Annotated in this window: 18 protein-coding genes; 5 read left to right on the top strand and 13 right to left on the bottom strand. The window is 48.3% G+C overall.

All coding sequences use genetic code 11. The annotated features are described in order from the left end of the window. Positions 1-57: 57 nt before the first annotated feature. The 3 genes from ACU1JV_RS18375 to ACU1JV_RS18365 form a co-directional block, all read right to left on the bottom strand. Positions 58-690: an XTP/dITP diphosphatase gene (locus ACU1JV_RS18375; RefSeq protein ID WP_013372746.1), complete on the bottom strand. Its 633-nt coding sequence runs from the start codon at positions 688-690 to the stop codon at positions 58-60. Next, the gene (gene rph / locus ACU1JV_RS18370) at positions 690-1451 is read right to left on the bottom strand and encodes a ribonuclease PH (RefSeq protein ID WP_013372747.1); all 762 of its coding nucleotides are present in this window, start codon (positions 1449-1451) and stop codon (positions 690-692) included. Before rph ends, ACU1JV_RS18375 begins: the two co-directional genes overlap by 1 nt. 93 nt (positions 1452-1544) lie before the next feature. After that, positions 1545-2603, bottom strand: coding sequence for a GerMN domain-containing protein (locus ACU1JV_RS18365; protein WP_413986892.1), 1059 nt, complete (start codon positions 2601-2603; stop codon positions 1545-1547). A 153-nt stretch (positions 2604-2756) separates the two neighbouring features. On the opposite strand from ACU1JV_RS18365, the gene ACU1JV_RS18360 reads away from it, so the two are divergent. Together ACU1JV_RS18360 and ACU1JV_RS18355 are read left to right on the top strand one after the other, a co-directional pair. Then, positions 2757-3314 (top strand): phosphatidylglycerophosphatase A family protein, encoded by a 558-nt coding sequence (locus ACU1JV_RS18360; RefSeq protein ID WP_013372749.1) that lies wholly within the window; start codon positions 2757-2759, stop codon positions 3312-3314. Positions 3315-3389: 75 nt separating this feature from the next. After that, positions 3390-3827, top strand: a complete 438-nt coding sequence (locus ACU1JV_RS18355; protein WP_264217450.1) for a GNAT family N-acetyltransferase — start codon at positions 3390-3392, stop codon at positions 3825-3827. 156 nt (positions 3828-3983) lie between these two features. Here the strand turns inward: ACU1JV_RS18355 and ACU1JV_RS18350 are convergent, their stop codons facing one another. From ACU1JV_RS18350 to ACU1JV_RS18330, 5 genes are all read right to left on the bottom strand, one after another. Further along, positions 3984-4769: an SDR family NAD(P)-dependent oxidoreductase gene (locus ACU1JV_RS18350; RefSeq protein ID WP_013372751.1), complete on the bottom strand. Its 786-nt coding sequence runs from the start codon at positions 4767-4769 to the stop codon at positions 3984-3986. A gap of 103 nt (positions 4770-4872) precedes the next feature. Further along, positions 4873-5511, bottom strand: a complete 639-nt coding sequence (locus ACU1JV_RS18345) for a TetR/AcrR family transcriptional regulator (RefSeq protein ID WP_165081798.1) — start codon at positions 5509-5511, stop codon at positions 4873-4875. A 167-nt stretch (positions 5512-5678) separates the two neighbouring features. Next, on the bottom strand, positions 5679-6314 hold the full coding sequence (locus ACU1JV_RS18340) for an NAD(P)-dependent oxidoreductase (protein WP_413986893.1): 636 nt from the start codon (positions 6312-6314) through the stop codon (positions 5679-5681). A gap of 90 nt (positions 6315-6404) precedes the next feature. Next, positions 6405-7415: an MBL fold metallo-hydrolase gene (locus ACU1JV_RS18335; protein ID WP_137079145.1), complete on the bottom strand. Its 1011-nt coding sequence runs from the start codon at positions 7413-7415 to the stop codon at positions 6405-6407. A gap of 23 nt (positions 7416-7438) precedes the next feature. Next, positions 7439-8224, bottom strand: coding sequence for a class I SAM-dependent methyltransferase (locus ACU1JV_RS18330; RefSeq protein WP_058710318.1), 786 nt, complete (start codon positions 8222-8224; stop codon positions 7439-7441). Positions 8225-8488: 264 nt separating this feature from the next. Between ACU1JV_RS18330 and ACU1JV_RS18325 the strand changes: the two genes are divergently transcribed. Further along, positions 8489-9367 carry a DUF72 domain-containing protein gene (locus ACU1JV_RS18325; protein ID WP_413986894.1) on the top strand — a complete coding sequence of 293 codons (879 nt, stop codon included), beginning with the start codon at positions 8489-8491 and terminating at the stop codon, positions 9365-9367. Here the strand turns inward: ACU1JV_RS18325 and ACU1JV_RS18320 are convergent. Genes ACU1JV_RS18320 through ACU1JV_RS18300 form a run of 5 tightly spaced genes read right to left on the bottom strand, consistent with a single transcriptional unit; the run spans position 9359 to position 14398 of the window. After that, complete coding sequence (locus tag ACU1JV_RS18320) at positions 9359-10474, bottom strand: glycosyltransferase (RefSeq protein ID WP_413986895.1); 1116 nt, start codon at positions 10472-10474, stop codon at positions 9359-9361. The genes ACU1JV_RS18325 and ACU1JV_RS18320 overlap by 9 nt on opposite strands. Beyond that, on the bottom strand, positions 10471-11346 hold the full coding sequence (locus tag ACU1JV_RS18315) for a class I SAM-dependent methyltransferase (RefSeq protein ID WP_413986896.1): 876 nt from the start codon (positions 11344-11346) through the stop codon (positions 10471-10473). The genes ACU1JV_RS18320 and ACU1JV_RS18315 overlap by 4 nt, the downstream gene beginning before the upstream one ends. Next, entirely contained in the window at positions 11339-12688 is a 1350-nt protein-coding gene (locus tag ACU1JV_RS18310; protein ID WP_413986897.1) for a nucleotide sugar dehydrogenase, read from the bottom strand. The genes ACU1JV_RS18315 and ACU1JV_RS18310 overlap by 8 nt, the downstream gene beginning before the upstream one ends. Before the next feature lie 2 nt (positions 12689-12690). Continuing rightward, positions 12691-13671: a polysaccharide biosynthesis protein gene (locus tag ACU1JV_RS18305; protein ID WP_025678773.1), complete on the bottom strand. Its 981-nt coding sequence runs from the start codon at positions 13669-13671 to the stop codon at positions 12691-12693. 19 nt (positions 13672-13690) lie between these two features. After that, a complete protein-coding gene (locus ACU1JV_RS18300; RefSeq protein WP_013372761.1) occupies positions 13691-14398 on the bottom strand; it encodes a glycosyltransferase in 708 nt (235 codons plus the stop codon). A gap of 215 nt (positions 14399-14613) precedes the next feature. On the opposite strand from ACU1JV_RS18300, the gene ACU1JV_RS18295 reads away from it, so the two are divergent. Both ACU1JV_RS18295 and ACU1JV_RS18290 read left to right on the top strand, forming a co-directional pair. Next, positions 14614-15327 (top strand): GT-D fold domain-containing glycosyltransferase, encoded by a 714-nt coding sequence (locus ACU1JV_RS18295; protein ID WP_413986898.1) that lies wholly within the window; start codon positions 14614-14616, stop codon positions 15325-15327. 253 nt (positions 15328-15580) lie between these two features. Then, complete coding sequence (locus ACU1JV_RS18290) at positions 15581-16708, top strand: SGNH/GDSL hydrolase family protein (RefSeq protein WP_413986899.1); 1128 nt, start codon at positions 15581-15583, stop codon at positions 16706-16708. The last annotated feature ends 9 nt before the right edge of the window (positions 16709-16717 follow it).

The raw sequence follows: 16717 nt of genomic DNA, 5'->3' as shown, positions 1-16717 counted from the left end.
CTGACGGATAGCCTTTTTTTCGTATATGACAGGTATATTATTCGCCCTGCTACCAAACTATGCCTGCGGATTTCCTAGCTTTGTTGCCAAATTACGCAGGGCTATGCCCCGATGACTGATAGCTTGCTTTTGTTCCAACGTCAGCTCTGCCATTGTCTTTTCAAACTCTGGCAAATAGAACAGCGGATCATACCCAAACCCACCGCTGCCCGCGGTTTCAGTCGTAATCCAGCCCTCCACGGAGCCCGTCGATTCCAACGTCTCCCCAGTCTGTGGATTATACAGAATCAAGGTACAGACAAATTGAGCCGGGCTTAGCAAAGGCTGTCCGGTATCATCACCAAGCTGCTTCGATTCCAGAACGTCGAGTAGCTTGATATTGTTTTCGTGATCGCTGGCACCTTCTCCAGCATAACGAGCCGAATATACGCCCGGCGCACCATCCAGCAAGTCCACGCACAGACCGGAATCATCGGCCAGCACAGGCAATCCGAGCACATCTCCCACCGCTTTGGCTTTTTTTAACGCATTTTCGGCAAAGGTTGTGCCATCCTCAACGACATCAGGAATGTCGGGATAATCGTACATACTTCTGACTTCCTTGCCAAACGGCGCAAAAGCATGTGCAAATTCCCGTACCTTCCCTTTATTCTTCGTAGCGACAATGACAACCGGACCATCCAGTCGCATTAGGCCCCAGCTCCTGTACGTCCAGCACCAATCTTATCAGCAATCGGTCCGAGCACTTCTTTTTGGCGCTCAATCATTTGCAGAATCCCTTGTTCGCCCAAGCTAAGCAGCTGATCCAGTTCCTGACGGTCGAATGGGCTTTCTTCCCCTGTACCTTGCAGCTCAACGTACTTTCCACTGCCAGTCATGACGAGATTCATGTCCACCTTGGCCTTGGAATCCTCTTCATAATTCAGATCCAGCAGCGCCTTGTCACCAACAACCCCTACGCTGACAGAAGCCAGGAAATCCGTAATAGGGAAAACAGGCAACTTGTGCTGGATCGCAATTTTATTTACTGCAATCGCCAATGCTACGAAAGAACCGGTAATGGAGGTTGTACGTGTCCCGCCGTCCGCCTGAATGACGTCACAGTCCAACGTAATCGTCCGTTCACCAAGCGCCTGCAAATTGACAACCGAACGCAACGCTCTTCCGATCAGACGCTGAATTTCCATAGTACGGCCTGTCAACTTGCCGCGCGCAGCTTCACGCTGATTGCGGCTATGTGTCGCCCGCGGAAGCATGGAATATTCGGCGGTCACCCAGCCTTTTCCTTGGCCCTTCATAAAGGGAGGAACGCGTTCTTCCACTGTAGCCGTACAGATGACTTTCGTCTCGCCAACCTCTATAAAAACAGAGCCCTCCGCGTATTTATTTACTCCTGCTGTCAATTTCATCGGGCGCAGCTCATCACCGTTTCGTCCGTTAGATCTACTCATGCTTTTTCCTCCTACGTCGTATGCAACCTGTTCTTATATGTTTATTTTACCAAAGTGTGCAGGCAAAAGCACCCCAAGGACGATTCCCTGTCCTTAAAGAGGAATTTCGTTAATGTGCTGCGGCTTGGCTACAGGCTCTCCATAATTTTGATTATTTTGTCCAATCACGCTTTTCTCACCATTCAGTTCAATCCGAATCTTCGTTTTGACCGCATCATCCGAATTGTCCGCCGCTGTCAGTACGACCGATTCCAAAAATTCAGCAGGTACGGCCTCTCCTTTGGCAAACATATCATCCGAGAGTGATACCGTAATGACGTTATCTTTGGAGCGTTCTACCGATTTCAGCGCCGTCTCCCCTGTCATCACTTCCTGCAATCCATCCTTGGTCTGTGGCCCTTGAATTAATTGATGCAGAGCTGACTGGACACGATCTTTTTCCGGACTGACCAGTCGTGTTACAGGTACATAATATTGTACCCCAGCAGGAGAAGATGAAGAGAAATACACGGTGACTGGACTGGAATCTAGGGGGGTCACGCCATGACCGACCTCCAAATTAATCCCTACTGCGCGCGTCAGCGGATGGTCGAGCGGTGTGCCGCCAACAGGCATTTCGTTCAGCTTTTTACCATCCACCCAAATCTGTACGCTCTTAATATCGGGACGATCGGTCAGGGTCCAGGTCAAGCTTTCCATTAATTTGCGTTCTTCCTGTGGCTTATAGTTGGCGAAAGATTTGTTAAATTCGACAACTGCCAGCTTGTTATTCTTGTCCACTGTCACACTTTTCACTTCTGTACCCTGAGGCAGTACACCTTTAAATCCTTCTGGTAATAATCCGGCATAAGGCCCGCCCTCAACCAGTGTTTCCAGCGCCGACTTGGCATCTGCCTTTACATCGCCTGAAGCAATCGGTAAGGATACAGGGGCCAGCAAGCCGTTATGATCTTGCAAAAAGACAGCCCTCAACTGCCCGGTCGTGGCAGGTGCTTTTCCAGTTACAGCCTTAATCATGGACTGCTCTGTCGTGGACGGCGGAGGGTCAATGGACGCGGCTTCGTTGCCGAAAAGGCTGCATCCGGACAACAACAGGGGCAGGGATAGCAGCCCGGCTACAGAGGTCATACGCCATGGGTGTTTTATGTTCATAAATGAAGTTCCTCCCTAACAATTTTGTACAGATTGTACTAATATGTATACGAGCCCCGCGTAAAAAATAACTATTTTTTTAGCAGACTGGACACACTGGTCATAATTGCAGTAGAAAATTAGGATCTACACGAGGAGGGTAACTTCAACTTTATGGACAAGAAAAAAGTACCTTACAGCCTGAATAGTAAAAAGGTAGCCGATGCCACCCGTGAGTGGCTGCACAAGCGTGGTGTAAGTATGACTGAAATCGCAGAACTGGTTATGCTTCTACAGAAAAAATATTACCCGAACCTAACGATGGAAGAATGTTTAGAGAATGTGGACAAGGTGTTGATGAAGCGCGAGGTTCAAAATGCCGTGCTTACGGGCATCCAGCTAGATATTCTTGCGGAACAGGGTGCTCTTCTTCCCCCATTGCAGGATATGATTGAGCATGACGAGGGATTATACGGAGTGGATGAAATTCTAGCCTTCTCCATCGTTAATGTGTACGGCAGTATTGGATTTACCAATTACGGTTATGTCGATAAGCTCAAACCGGGTGTGCTGGAACGCCTGAACGATAAAAGCCTTGGACCGATTAATACGTTTCTGGACGATATTGTGGGTGCAATCGCAGCCTCGGCCAGCAGTCGTATCGCCCATCGCAAGCAGGCAGAGCGCGAACAGGAGCTTGGAGAAGAAAGCGCACCGAATACAACACGGTAAACAATGATACGCTAATTGCAAACAATGCGTTGACGTACAATAGATATATACAAGGGTAAGAGGAGAACTAGAGACATGGCAAGCGTAACTGATGGATATACATTCCGTGCGATGCAGGCTGACGATTATGATCAAGCTATTGCACTATGGAATGGCTTAGACGGGTTAGGATTGAGTGAGGCCGACTCACCGGAGCGGATTGCACGATTTTTGCAGCGGAATGAAGGACTTAGCTTTGTCTGTGAGTTCGCTGGAAACATCATAGGCACGATTTTAGCAGGTCATGATAGTCGCAGAGGGTTCCTGTATCATCTGGGTGTAGCCACAGAACATCGTGGTCATGGGATTGCGCCCAGACTGGTAGATAAAGCGCTATCCTCTTTACTCAAGGAAGGCATTGATAAATGTCATCTGTTTGTGATGGAGCATAATATAGGAGGTCATCGCTTCTGGTCAGCTAACGGCTGGGAGAAGCGAGATGGGATTTTATTATATTCGCGAGATCTGGGATAGCATCTGAACGCTTGATCTATGTAAATAGGAACGCCGGGCCTGATTTCTTCTAGTTCAATTGAGCTGGAAGCAATCAGACCCGGCGTATAAAATTTCAGCTTATTGAGCGGTAATTCTGACGATTAAGGATAGGCTATCTTGATTCATGAATTGCAATCAATTTTGAGGTCGTAGCGTACGTTCTACAATGTTAAGTGTGGATTGACGAGAGAAAAATCGGGATACTTGAGCTACCCAATAGTTTTGTCGACCAGATATCATATGACTGCGCCCTTTTTCAAATGCTTTCAAGGCATTATGGACGACAGTCTGGGGTGTTTCTCTGGAACCCACAGAGGCTTCACTGGAGCCTACTACATCAAAAAATGAGGTTTCGGTTGCACCTGGACAGAGGGCGAGCACTTTGAGTCCCCGTTTTCGATTTTCGGCCCACAGCGCTTCGCTAAAAGAAAGTACGAATGCTTTGGTTGCTCCATATACGGCCATATAGGGATCGGGCTGAAATGCAGCGGTGGATGAAACATTGATGAGTCCCCCATCCCGGTTACGCAATAAATCAGGCATAAATGCATGTGTGATATCGACTAAAGCAGCCACATTGAGCATCACTTCCTCATGCTGTCTTTCTCCTGAAACCTGCTCAAAGTACCCGTAGGTGGCAAAACCGGCGTTGTTAATCAGAAGATCTACCTTGAGTTGTTGGTACTGAACCTCTTGATGCAATGTTTGAGGAGCTCCTGGTGAGGATAAATCCAGCGCAATCACCGTAGCTTTTACGTTATATTTAGCGGAGAGTTCTTTCGCCAGTGCTTTTAATTTGGTTTCATTGCGCGCTACCAAAATGAGATTACATTTCTTAGCCGCGAGCGAATAGGCAAATGCCTCGCCAATTCCGGATGAAGCCCCTGTGATGAGTGCTGTTTTGTTTGCATACATAAACATGATGATAACCTCCATAGTATCGTCGTTTTATTTCGGAAACATTGTTACCACTACTATATAATGAACTGAAGCCATCACGAAGATGACCTCAGCCACTTCATATTTACGCTGGAGATGACGAGGGTTTACATACATCGAGCGTATTCCTCAGTGTAAATGCATATACCTCTTGTGCCATGTCCGCAGTCAAAAAATGACCTGCAAATTGTAGATGTATCACCCCGTGTAAAGCTGACCATAGCATTCGGACAACCAGCAGCGGGTCCTGCTCTTTCAGTGCTCCCAGCTCCATAGCGTGTACGACGGTTTGCAGGATTCGCGATAATGCCGTTGTGGTGCCCTCCAAACTCTGTTCATCTGGCTTAAAATCAGATAATGCCCCGCCAAACATCATTTTGTAATAGGCTGAATGAAGCCTCGCAAATTCCCAATATGCCCAGCATAATGCTTCCAGATCAGCGAGTACATTTTGGGTAACAGGTACTTGTTGAAAGGTTTCGGCCAATAGCCGGCATCCATCCAGATACATCTCATTGGCAAGACCATCCTTACTGCCAAAAATACTGTAAATGATCTTGGTGGAACAGCTTAATTTCTGTGCAACTCGCCGTACAGTCACAGCCTCAGGCCCTTCTTCTACAAGAAGGATGCATGCGGCATCAATCACATTTTTACGGAGCAATTGCTGTTGCTGTAACTTCACCTCAGAATAGGTTCTATAAGGTTGCGATGGCTCAGACATCATTCAATGCACTTCCTTTGCTTATCTCAGAAACATTGTTTCCTTATAGAACCATAGTATTCAATCCCGGAATGTTTGTCAAACAAAAAAGAGCGCAACATAAGTAGATACACTTACTGCGCTCTGGTTGGATGCTTATCAATAAAGCTATGTTTTGCGTTCCACGATCAATAGGCAATGCCCACCCTTGTACGGATAAAATCGCAACTCTTCCATTGACGATAGGTAAAATCAGCTGTATCCGCAGTGGTAATTTGTGAGCCGTCTTCGGGTAGAAAGTCTTTTTCCACGCGATATACACCTGTACGTCCGCCATCTGGCAGATAGGTCGGACATACGATTGTCCAGTCTAGTACCGATTCACGCAGCAATTCGTACACCCGCCGATGCTCCTCGGCCGCACGGGTGCTGCGTCGCCGGGTATCGGAGGACTCGTACCGATACAGGCTCGGTTCGGTCCGGCTTTGCAAAATCCCTGCCGTTCCTACCGTTATGAGCCGGTGAATGGACTGCTCCTGCATCAGTCGAATCAGCAGACCTGTGCTAACGGATAAGGTGGTGGTTCCATCTGTATTCAGCGCACTGATCACAACTGCTGGCCTGCCCTTCAGCGCTTGTGCTATATGCTTCGCGTTGGTGGCATCACCCTGTACGATTTGCAGCTGTGTCCCGCATTGGGATGCGAAATCCTCCAACTTGTCCGGTGAACGAACTAGGGCAGTTACGGTATGACCATCCGTTAACGCATAATCTAATATAAAACGGCCCACACGTCCGGTAGCTCCCAGCAGCAGCAAATTCATAAAAGCCTCTTCCCCGGCATGCATGCCGCTTTGTCATGTTGTTCTGTCATGTTGCTTTGTCATATCGCTATATTCATTAACTTTCCGCCATTATGGACGGCAAAAGGAATGAAAGCGCGCGATGGGATTCTCCTCGCTCATAGAGGCCCGTTCACGGCGCACCAGCTCCACCAGATGGGCCAGCGTCTCGGACATGGCAAACCTTAGCTGGTGAATCCCCAGCTTGTCGCCGAACACGGCAATGCACAGCTCATAGGCTGTGCTGCCTTCCGGTTGGATCAGCTGCCAGAATTTCTCCAGCCGTTCTTCATGATGCGCCAGCAATGCTTGCGTCCGTTCGCGAAAATACCCAAACGGATTGCGATGCCCGGGATATGCCCAGGCGACCTCTAGCTCACCTAGGCGCTGCAAGCCGTCTATATAAGACTTCAGCGGCTGGGCATCGCTGCCCGGCAGCAGACTGATATTAGGAGAAATCTGCGGCAACACCGCGTCACCGCACAGAATAACGCCGCTATTCGGCTCATATAAGGACACATGCCCAGGCGCATGCCCTCCTGTCTCAACGGGCAGCCAGAACCGTCCGTCTAATTCCAGACGAGCGTCTATTCCGGTAGGAATGAAGGTAATCTCAGGCTGCGGATTCACTTGCAAATAAGCCTGCTGCATATGTGATTCCAAGGCTGATACCTGTTCCAAAGGAAAGCCATGCTGGACAAAAAAGCTAGGCAGCCGTTTCTCCATAGCGGTCGTCAATTCTGGAGCGTCCCACATCATCATCGCTTCCTTATGACTGCGAGCTGACATATGTACGCGAGCCTGACCTTGCTGCTGCATCCACCCCGCCAATCCGTAATGATCGGGGTGATGATGCGTCACCACAATGTCCGAAATATCCCCAAAGGACATGCCCAGCTGTTGAAACACAAATGCCCATTCTGCCTCTGTATCCAGATTGCGCGGACCCGGGTCTACAATTGTAAAACCATGCTGTCCCTTGATCACATAGCTATTCACCCAGCGCAGCGGAAAAGACATGGATATTTTGACCTGAAAGCCTCCGTCTATTCGCTCACACGGCGTAAGCTCTGGCAATTTCATGGCTTCCCATCCGCCCTTCTGTTTCAAGCCCGCACACCGACAAAAATCATTCGGGGCGAAGCATCTTCTATATATTGATCTTCATCATAACTTCCGTGCACCTGCTCTACGGATAGCCCGGCTTGTTCTAGCAAATCACGGAACTTTTCATACGGATATAGCTTTACTCGCTCATAGTACACACGCACGGGTTCTGCGTCAGCGTGAGTGGTACCCAGCTCTGAGGCTGCTTCTGTAGTCGTCACAGATGCGGCTGACCGAATGGCAATTTGCTTTTTCACAAATCCATCTTCAATGACCCGGTGCTCCTCAATCCAATTTCCTTCATCCTCCCGGGACGAATGCGGTACCAAATGAGCAGCTACGTAGGAAGGGTTCAAATAATCTATAATAAAACGGCCTCCCGGTTTCAATAGACGATAAATTTCCTTTAATACTTTAAGCTGCTCCTCATCCTTTTCAAAATAACCGAAGGAGGTGAACAAATTCATCACTGCGTCATAACTTTCATCCAGCGGCACCTCTCTCATATCCCCTTGATGCCAACTTACCCGCCCTTCGGAATCAGCTGCACGAGCCTCTCTCAGTAGCACATTGGAAAGGTCCACACCTGTCACCTTATAACCTGCATCTGCGAGCGCAAGCGAATGACGTCCCATCCCACAGCATAAATCCAATACGCTGGAGCCTTGCGGTAATTTGAGCCAGGAGATCATTTTTTGCACTTCCTGATAGGCTCCCTGAAAGTCGCGATGCTTGTATACCAATAAATAATCTTCCCCAAAGCTTTGCTCGTACCATTCTGCCATATCGTTTCTCCTCCATGAACTCATTTCGCTCTATTACATACTATATTAGCTTTTTCAAACTGGAAACTCAAAAACATTACGAATAAGCATTTTTTTAAAGCACAAGGCTTCCTGTCATGAGAACATGTTACAATAAACGTATTTGAGCTTAAATAATCATAGGAACTTCATACCAACTTCATGTGATTTACCCCATTTTATCATTAAAATGAATCATGGGAACGCCTTTACAGAGGTTTCATGCAGGAAAGGAGCGGCAAAGTTATGATTCAAATTGGACTGACGGGTTGGGGCGATCACGATGACTTATATCCAACGGGCACTAAAGCTAACCAAAAACTAAGTGTCTATGGAAGCCATTTTTCGATAGTAGAGATGGATAGTTCTTTTTATGCAGTACAGCCTACGGATCGTATGGCGCGCTGGGCGGCGGAAACTCCAGACTCCTTTTCATTTCTCGTCAAGGCCTATCAAGGCATGACCGGACACACCCGCGGCAAACAGCCTTACTTCAAAACGATAGATGCCATGTACGAAGCACTGCATGCATCCATACTACCTCTTCGCGAAGCGGGCAAGCTTAAAGCCGTGCTGTTTCAGTACCCGCCCTGGTTTGACTGCACACGTGAGAATGTCGCCATACTGCGAGACACGAAAAATAGGATGGGAGAGGTCCCATCCGTACTTGAGTTTAGACATCAAAGCTGGTTCACAGCAGATTTTCGGAAGCAAACGCTGGCATTTATGCGTGAGGAAGGCTGGATACATAGCGTATGCGACGAGCCGCAGGCAGGTCCTGGGTCAGTTCCCATTGTGCCGCAGGCTACAGACAGCAACCTGACCATCGTACGTCTCCACGGACGTAACGTATCAGGCTGGAATCAAAGCTCTGCGCCTAATTGGCGGGAGGTTCGTTATCTGTATCGGTACAATGAACAGGAATTGGCCGAATGGAAAGACAGATTGCTGGAACTGGAGCAGCAAAGCCGTGAGGTATGCGTGATATTCAACAACAACTCAGGTGGAGACGCTGCTGCCAACGCTAAGCAACTCATGACCATGCTGGGCATGGAGCCTAAGCCTTTTCCACCTCGCAAGCCGCCTGATGCGGATCACGGGCCAGAACAGCTTGAATTATTTTGAGGACCGGGCTGTGGATGAATGATTGGGGATTACCTTCCTGAGCTTGCGTTCGTTATCCAGCAAATGCGGATCATCAGGCAAATAACGTAAAGCGGCTTGGTTGTGCTCATACGAAGCTTCCAGCTTACCCATATGTGCAAAGCAATGACTGAGCCGCACATGAGGTAACCAAGAGTAGCATGGCAGTGGGACAGGTCGCATACCAGGAAGGTGATGCTGTTGCTCCGTTGCTCTTTCATACCAATATGCGGCAGTATTCCATTCGTTTCTTGTGAAAAACCAGTCCCCGATCATGCAGCACAAGTCTGCTTGCGGCACCCCGTATCGAAAAGAACGTAGCAGACGATCCAGCTGTTGCTCGGGCTTCCCGAGATGGAGATAGCATTCAGCCGATCGCGCACAAGCAGTAATCCGATCCTCCCGGTAGCCGCTCGGCTCCTCCAGCAGATGGTCGAAGGCTTCTGCTGCCTCGGCATATTCCTTGCGGTCAAAGCATTCATTGGCGTGAAAATACAGTAAACGCCCTTCCAGCTTGCCGCTTTCGCTGATCCACCGGGCGAGAATACGTTGGTTACGGAGCGTATGGTCTTGCATTCGGCGATGTGTCACTGCCACATCCGAATGTACGATTTGCCCCTGAGGTATCACCAGATCCTCATGCAGGCGCCCTTCCCAGCGGTATTGTTGATCCCGCTTCACAAGGCGTATACGGCGTGAGGTGAACAACAGTTCACCCTGCTCACCCTCTGCCAAGTGAAGTGGCATCACCACCGCGTCGATATGCTTAGACAATCGCTGCTTTAAGGAACGCAGACGTTCACGATCGGGTTCCAATAGCACATCATCCGCATCCAGCCACATGATATAGGAACACGTTGCCTTGTCAAACGATTCATTACGAGCGGCGGCAAAATCATCCATCCATTCAAACGTATATATCCGATCCGTATAGCGCGCTGCTATCGTCTTTGTCTGATCCGTCGATCCCGTGTCCACGATGATGATTTCATCCATCAGGTCTGCGACCGAATCCAGACACCGGGCCAGTATCTGCTCCTCATTTTTTACGATCATACACAAGCTGATGGTCATTAGATGCTCAGTCATGACTTCACGTCATCCCCTTTACCGTTGGCTGATTCTTCCGTTGTTTTTCCGGTAGACTTGCCATCAGTATATGCACCTCTCCTCTCATCCTGCGTCTTGTCTATCTGTTCGACACGCGTAACCCTCTCCAATGGAAATAGTTGTTGCTCCATATACCGGATTCGCTGTACCGCCTTGTCGAGTGCAGCCTTTCGCTGATTCATTTTGCGAACATGCTGCTGCTCTACCCGTCGAAACTGCTCCTCATCCAGTTTCATCCACTCATTCAGTTGCTCTGCCCCTGGCATAGCCTCACGCAGCTCTTTTGGCTTCTTGTGACCTGCAAAGCACAAATATTTATGATGTACCTCCAGCGCTTGTTCTTTAAAGTAAGGATACAGCACGCGGGAGAGACTTCCGGCATAATAAGTTCGTTTGTGATCGTGAAATGGATGATATCCATAAGGTACAGACAGGACGAGCGTCCCCTTTTTATTCAACAAGCGGTAAGCATGGGCCAGCAGGGTGTCGGGATGCGCAAAATGTTCCAAAATCTCTCCTAAAATAATAGTGTCAAAACCACCGGGAGGACGTTCAAATTGTGAAATGTCCTCTAACTGAAAGTGGACTCGTCCCCTGACGGGTGCAGATTCCTGGCGAAGTTCTTTTTTTGCATAAGAAATGCTGTCTTCTTCCAAATCAATCGCCGTTACCTCAAAGCCTTCCCGCGCAAGCAAAATGGACGTTATCCCCTGACTGCACCCAACATCCAGCACAGTGCGACCCTGTACATGGCGACAAATCCAGTGAATTCTATTGCGGGTGGCTTCATGAGATTCCTCTGAATTAATCTGCCCGTAATAACGTTCGTTCACCTGATCACGGTTAGCCAACAGCAGCGCCCCCTCCGTCACCAGGATGCCCCAAAATCACGACATGTCCACCTGTGCAATGTGCAGTCGCATTACGTGTATCGAAGACCAGCCGAGCATGGTCAACCAACTGTTGGTAGTTCACCACAGAATGGTCTGTCGTGATGACCACAATATCTGCACTTTCCCACAGCTGGGCATTTGCCGTCCGAGATGGGATTTCTTCACCGTTCAGCTTAAAACTCGATACATACGGGTCCGTGAAGCTAACCGAAGCACCCATTTTTGTTAGATGCTCGAACAGGACAAGAGCCGGGGATTCCCGAACATCATCAATGTCCTTTTTGTAGGCTACACCTGCCAGAATGATGTTGGCCTTGTTTATGGCTCTTCCTTCCTGAGCAAGCATGGATTCGATTCGCTCCGCGATATACAACGGCATACGCCGATTCATGCGGTCTGCCAGATCCACGAATTCCAGCGGAAAACCGAGCTGCTCCGATTTCCACGACAGATATAGCGGATCAACCGGGATACAGTGTCCCCCAATGCCTGGTCCCGGATAAAAAGGCATGTAGCCGAACGGCTTGGTTGCCGCTGCATCCAGTACCTCCCATATATTGATGCCAATTTTCTCACAGGCCGCTGTCAGCTCATTGACCATTCCAATGTTGACACTGCGGAACGTATTCTCAAACAGCTTGGCGGCTTCAGCCACGGTTGTTGAGCTAACCGGAACAATCTGATCCAAAAAAGATCCGTAAAAACCTGCTCCCGCTGCCAGACAATCCGGTGTGCAACCGCCGATCACCTTAGGGGTGTTGCGAATGTTAAAATGGACGCTGCCCGGATCGACACGTTCCGGTGAAAAGCACACATAAAAATCCTTACCCACTGTCCATCCCCTGCGCTGCTCTATCACTGGCCGAATCAGTTCTTCGGTCGTTCCAGGATAGGTGGTGCTTTCCAGAATCAACAGCGTTTGTCTACGCAAATGAGGTATGGCCTGATCAATAGCCGTCTCAATATAGGACGTATCCGGTTGATGTCCATCCGTCAGCGGCGTAGGCACACAAATCACGACGATATCCGCATGCTCTAGCACCTTGATATCCGTAACTGGATGCAATTGCTGTCCGATCAGACCTTCCAATGCATCATCGCCAATGTCTATGATGTACGACTTTCCTTGAAGCAGCTTGGCTACTTTGACAGGATCGGAATCCACACCATATACGTCATAACCAGCCTGTGCCATTTCCACTGCCATGGGCAGCCCTACATAACCGAGGCCGATCACAGCCACCTTTACAGTTCCTTTTGTGATTTTTCCCATAAGCTGCAAAATACCCACCTCTTTCATCGTTACTCCATACCTTGCAGTAACTCAGCAATTCCAGCGCGATCCATTAACTCATCGTCCGAACGGTATTGTTCGAAGCTCACCCGCTCCAATCCACCATATTGACTCAACAAACGCTTGTCTGCTTGCTGGGGAAGAATAACAAAATAACGATCATCATAGCGATACGTGTGCGGCACCTCATAGGGCGAGATCAGCACCTCATGCAGCTTTTCTCCACCACGTATACCAATTTCTTTCACTTTTAACTTAGGCTGTCCCGCCTGTTCTTTCATCACCTCTGCCAAATCCGCAATATTGCAACCCTTCATTTTCATGACTAGCGTCTCTCCACCAATCGCCGTAACAGAAGCCTTCAGCAGCAAGCCAATTGCCTCTCCGAGCGTGAGGAAGAAACGTGTCATATCTGGGCTCGTCAGCGTTAAATCCTGACCTTCCGCGATCTGGCGTTTGAACAGGGGCACGACACTTCCACTTGTCCCTAGCACATTGCCGCCGCGAATACACACAAAGCGAGTACGCTCACTTAAGGCGTTGGCGCGGATCATCAATCTTTCGCCAATCGCCTTCGTCATCCCATATACATTCACCGGGTCTACCGCCTTGTCTGTAGAAACATCAATGACCTTGGCGACTCCCTGCTCTATGCTGGCCCGAATCACATTTTCCGTACCATGTACGTTCGTCTTGAAAGCCTCTTCCGGCTGTTTCTCACACACAGGGACATGCTTTAATGCCGCCAAATGGAACACATAATCTACCCCGCAACAAGCCTCCTGCAATGCCTGAAGGTCCCGAATATCTCCAATCATGAAATTCAGCCGGGGATCAGACTGGAATTGCCGCTGCATGGCAATCTGCGCAAATTCGCCGCGTGAGAAAATACGAATTTCCGTCGGTCCCTCCTTCAGCAATTCAGCCGTTAGGCGTTGCCCCCAAGATCCCGTTCCTCCGGTCACCAGCAGTTTTTTTCCTTTGAACAATATAATCTCCTCCTGACCGTTAGGAATTGGCAATGCCTGTGCCCAAAAATTCAGCCAGCACCGCGTTCATTTCATTTTCTGAGAGTCGATCCTTTGCCGGCACCTTTTTCACCGAAGTATTGGCGGCATGAATGACATTCACATAGTTGCGAAGCGGAATCACCTCATGTGGCAGCTCCGTTACATATCCGTGTGTGCCTTTCCCAGGAATAACGACACGGTAATCATTCAGAAATTCCTCTACTTGATAGCGAAACACATAAAAGGAAGGCGAGCGGTGAAACACCGGTGCCATCTGTCCCTCAACCGCATCCCATAAGTACCCCATTTGATTTACCAGTGCAACTGTATCCGGTTGAAACTTGTAATCATGCAACTGCTGTACAAATGACTGGTGGTACAAATCGTCGGAATCAATTCTAGCAATGAGCAGTTCGTCCGCGCCTTCGATATACGCATTGATACGACGTTTACTTTCAATGCTCGTACCAAAACGGATGTGCTCGGGAATGGGTTCACGTTGAGCCAGTTCCTCTTCCACAATGTCGCTGCATCCACCCGCCAACTTGACGACAGATAAAAAATCCGCATTCGTCTGATTGAGCAGACTCCGCAGTGTAAAGGTTCTGAATATATCCAATCGCTCGCTAATCCACTCACGTGTCAGGCGGTTGGGATTCATCCCATAGTTATTAAAGTTAATTTCAATCACAATCTTGCGATTCATTGAACTTCCTCCCTTTCATCCGTCTTCTCTCAAGTTATGAAGACGCTCCTGAAACGGCACGTACAGATGCAACAACTCTTGCAAAAATAGGTAGAATCGAAAAAGAATAGCCGTTCATACAAAAACCTTTTTACTTTCGACATATGATAGAATACGAAGTTTTTTGCTCTATTTGAAAAGTCGAACAAGCAGGACTGACAGGGAGGAAACAAGATATGACGGATCCAAAATATCTGGAGATTGACGAGGTATTGAAACGTTTGAAGCTAGCACTCGATCAGCACCAGCCCTTCTCACTCATACGTATTGGAGATGGCGAAAATTTGGTATTGGCTCAAGACACCGTCTGGCCGATGGAAAAGGTGTTACAGGAACGCTGGGCAGTCAAAGCCAATCTCGGCCAAAAGGGACTATTTCTGCCCAATACGGAACTACGAGACGCAGTGGCAGAGGCAGTGAGCAAAGCCAGCATAGCTGGCATTTTGCCTTATGATGACGAATCTATTAAAGCACCATCCTATATGAAGCGGGAGCTGACCGATCAGGTCTTTGCTCACTATGATCTTTCTCCCGCGCTGACTTGCCATGCCTGCCTGAATCGATATTTGGCGGAGACACCCGCTTTCTGGAACATCCTGAAAAATCGACGCATTCTACTGGTAACCCGGACAGCCGCTGAAGTAAAGCCTGTTCTTGAAGCCGAGCCGTACGGGCTGCATATCGCGCACACGATCGCATTTCATCAATATGAACAGATGCCGGAAACACTCGGGTGGATCGCAGCACACAAAGATGACTTTGATATTGCGCTGTTCTCTTGTGGTGTCAACGCAGTGGTATTGGCGCAAAAAACAGCAGAATTAACTGGCAAAGTAGGTATAGACTTCGGCAAGGCGATTAATATCGTCATGTTCGGCAAAGCTAATTAAAGAATGAAAGTAATATCTGAAAAAAAATCAAATTCGGTAACTGTGCTCTGAATATCAAAAAAGCATCAGCAAAATGAAACCTGCTGGTGCTTTTTGCTATCCATTGCTGCCATAAAGTTCGTAATTGCTCAAAATCATTCATATAAAGCCTTAAACCCTGACTTCTTAAAATAGAATTTGAGATTCCCTGTCACTTCTTTTACAATATTACAGAAACTAGCATTCATTCGAGATTATAAGGAGGATGTTGAGTATGTCGCATAACAAGAGATTGAAGACATATCCACTTGCAAAAGCAAAGCATGTAAAGGTTCATGGCCGAACTACGCCAACACTTACACCTCTCACTCTATTTTGGACAGGCAGCGGCATTGAATTGAATATGAAAGGCTCAGAGCTATGGATTGAAATAGAAGCCGATTATCAGATCTATGAGTCTTGGATCAGTATTGTCGTCAATGGTGTCCCGATGAGTCGCCTGATGGTGACCGCTGGTCGGCATTGGATCTGTCTTTTGAGAGGCTTGAACTCTGACACGGTCAAAAATGTTCGTATCGTCAAGGATGTCCAGCCTATGAGTTCGGACTCACGCTGCTTGTTGCAAATTCATGCCCTGAAGGTTGACGGAGAATTGCTGCCGGTCCCTGATAAACCTCTTAAGATAGAATTTATCGGTGACAGCATTACTTCAGGAGAAGGAACAATTGGAGCAAAGGAAGAGACAGACTGGGTTCCTATGCTGTTCACGGCCCTACGCAATTATACAGCCATAACAGCCGAGGCACTGAATGCGGATTACCGAGTGTTCTCACAAAGCGGATGGGGTGTGCTAACAAGCTGGGATAACAATCCACATGGGAATATACCGGCATATTATGAGCAGATATGTGGTGTACTCACCGGCGAGAGAAATGAAGCATTAGGGGCCTTTGCCGATCATGATTTTACTTCTTGGCAGCCGGACGTGGTCGTAGTGAATTTGGCGACTAATGACGGTGGGGCCTTTTATTCTCCAGCATGGACAGACCCGGTAAGTGGGAAAGTGTATAAGCAACGTTTGAATGAGGATGGCACGTTCAATGAAGAAGATTTACAAGCTTTTGAAAACGCTACCGAACATTTCCTTGTCAAGCTTCGGAGCTGCAATCCTACTGCCCATATTGTGTGGGCTTATGGAATGCTTGGTACTCCAATGATGCCAGCGGTCTACCGGGCGGTAGACGCATACAAGAAAAGAACGAAGGATCGGAAGGTGTCGGTGTTCCAACTGCCTAACACGACAGAAGAAACGATAGGGTCTCGCAGCCATCCCGGACTGTCCGCCCATACTAAAGCAGCAGAAGAGTTGGCTGGGTATTTGCAAGAAATTTTAAAGAATTAAAAGCCGGGA

The organism is Paenibacillus sp. T2-29, assembly GCF_052921365.1.
The sequence above is the reverse complement of the archived record's forward strand: the minus strand, read 5'-3'. Positions and strand labels throughout refer to the sequence as shown.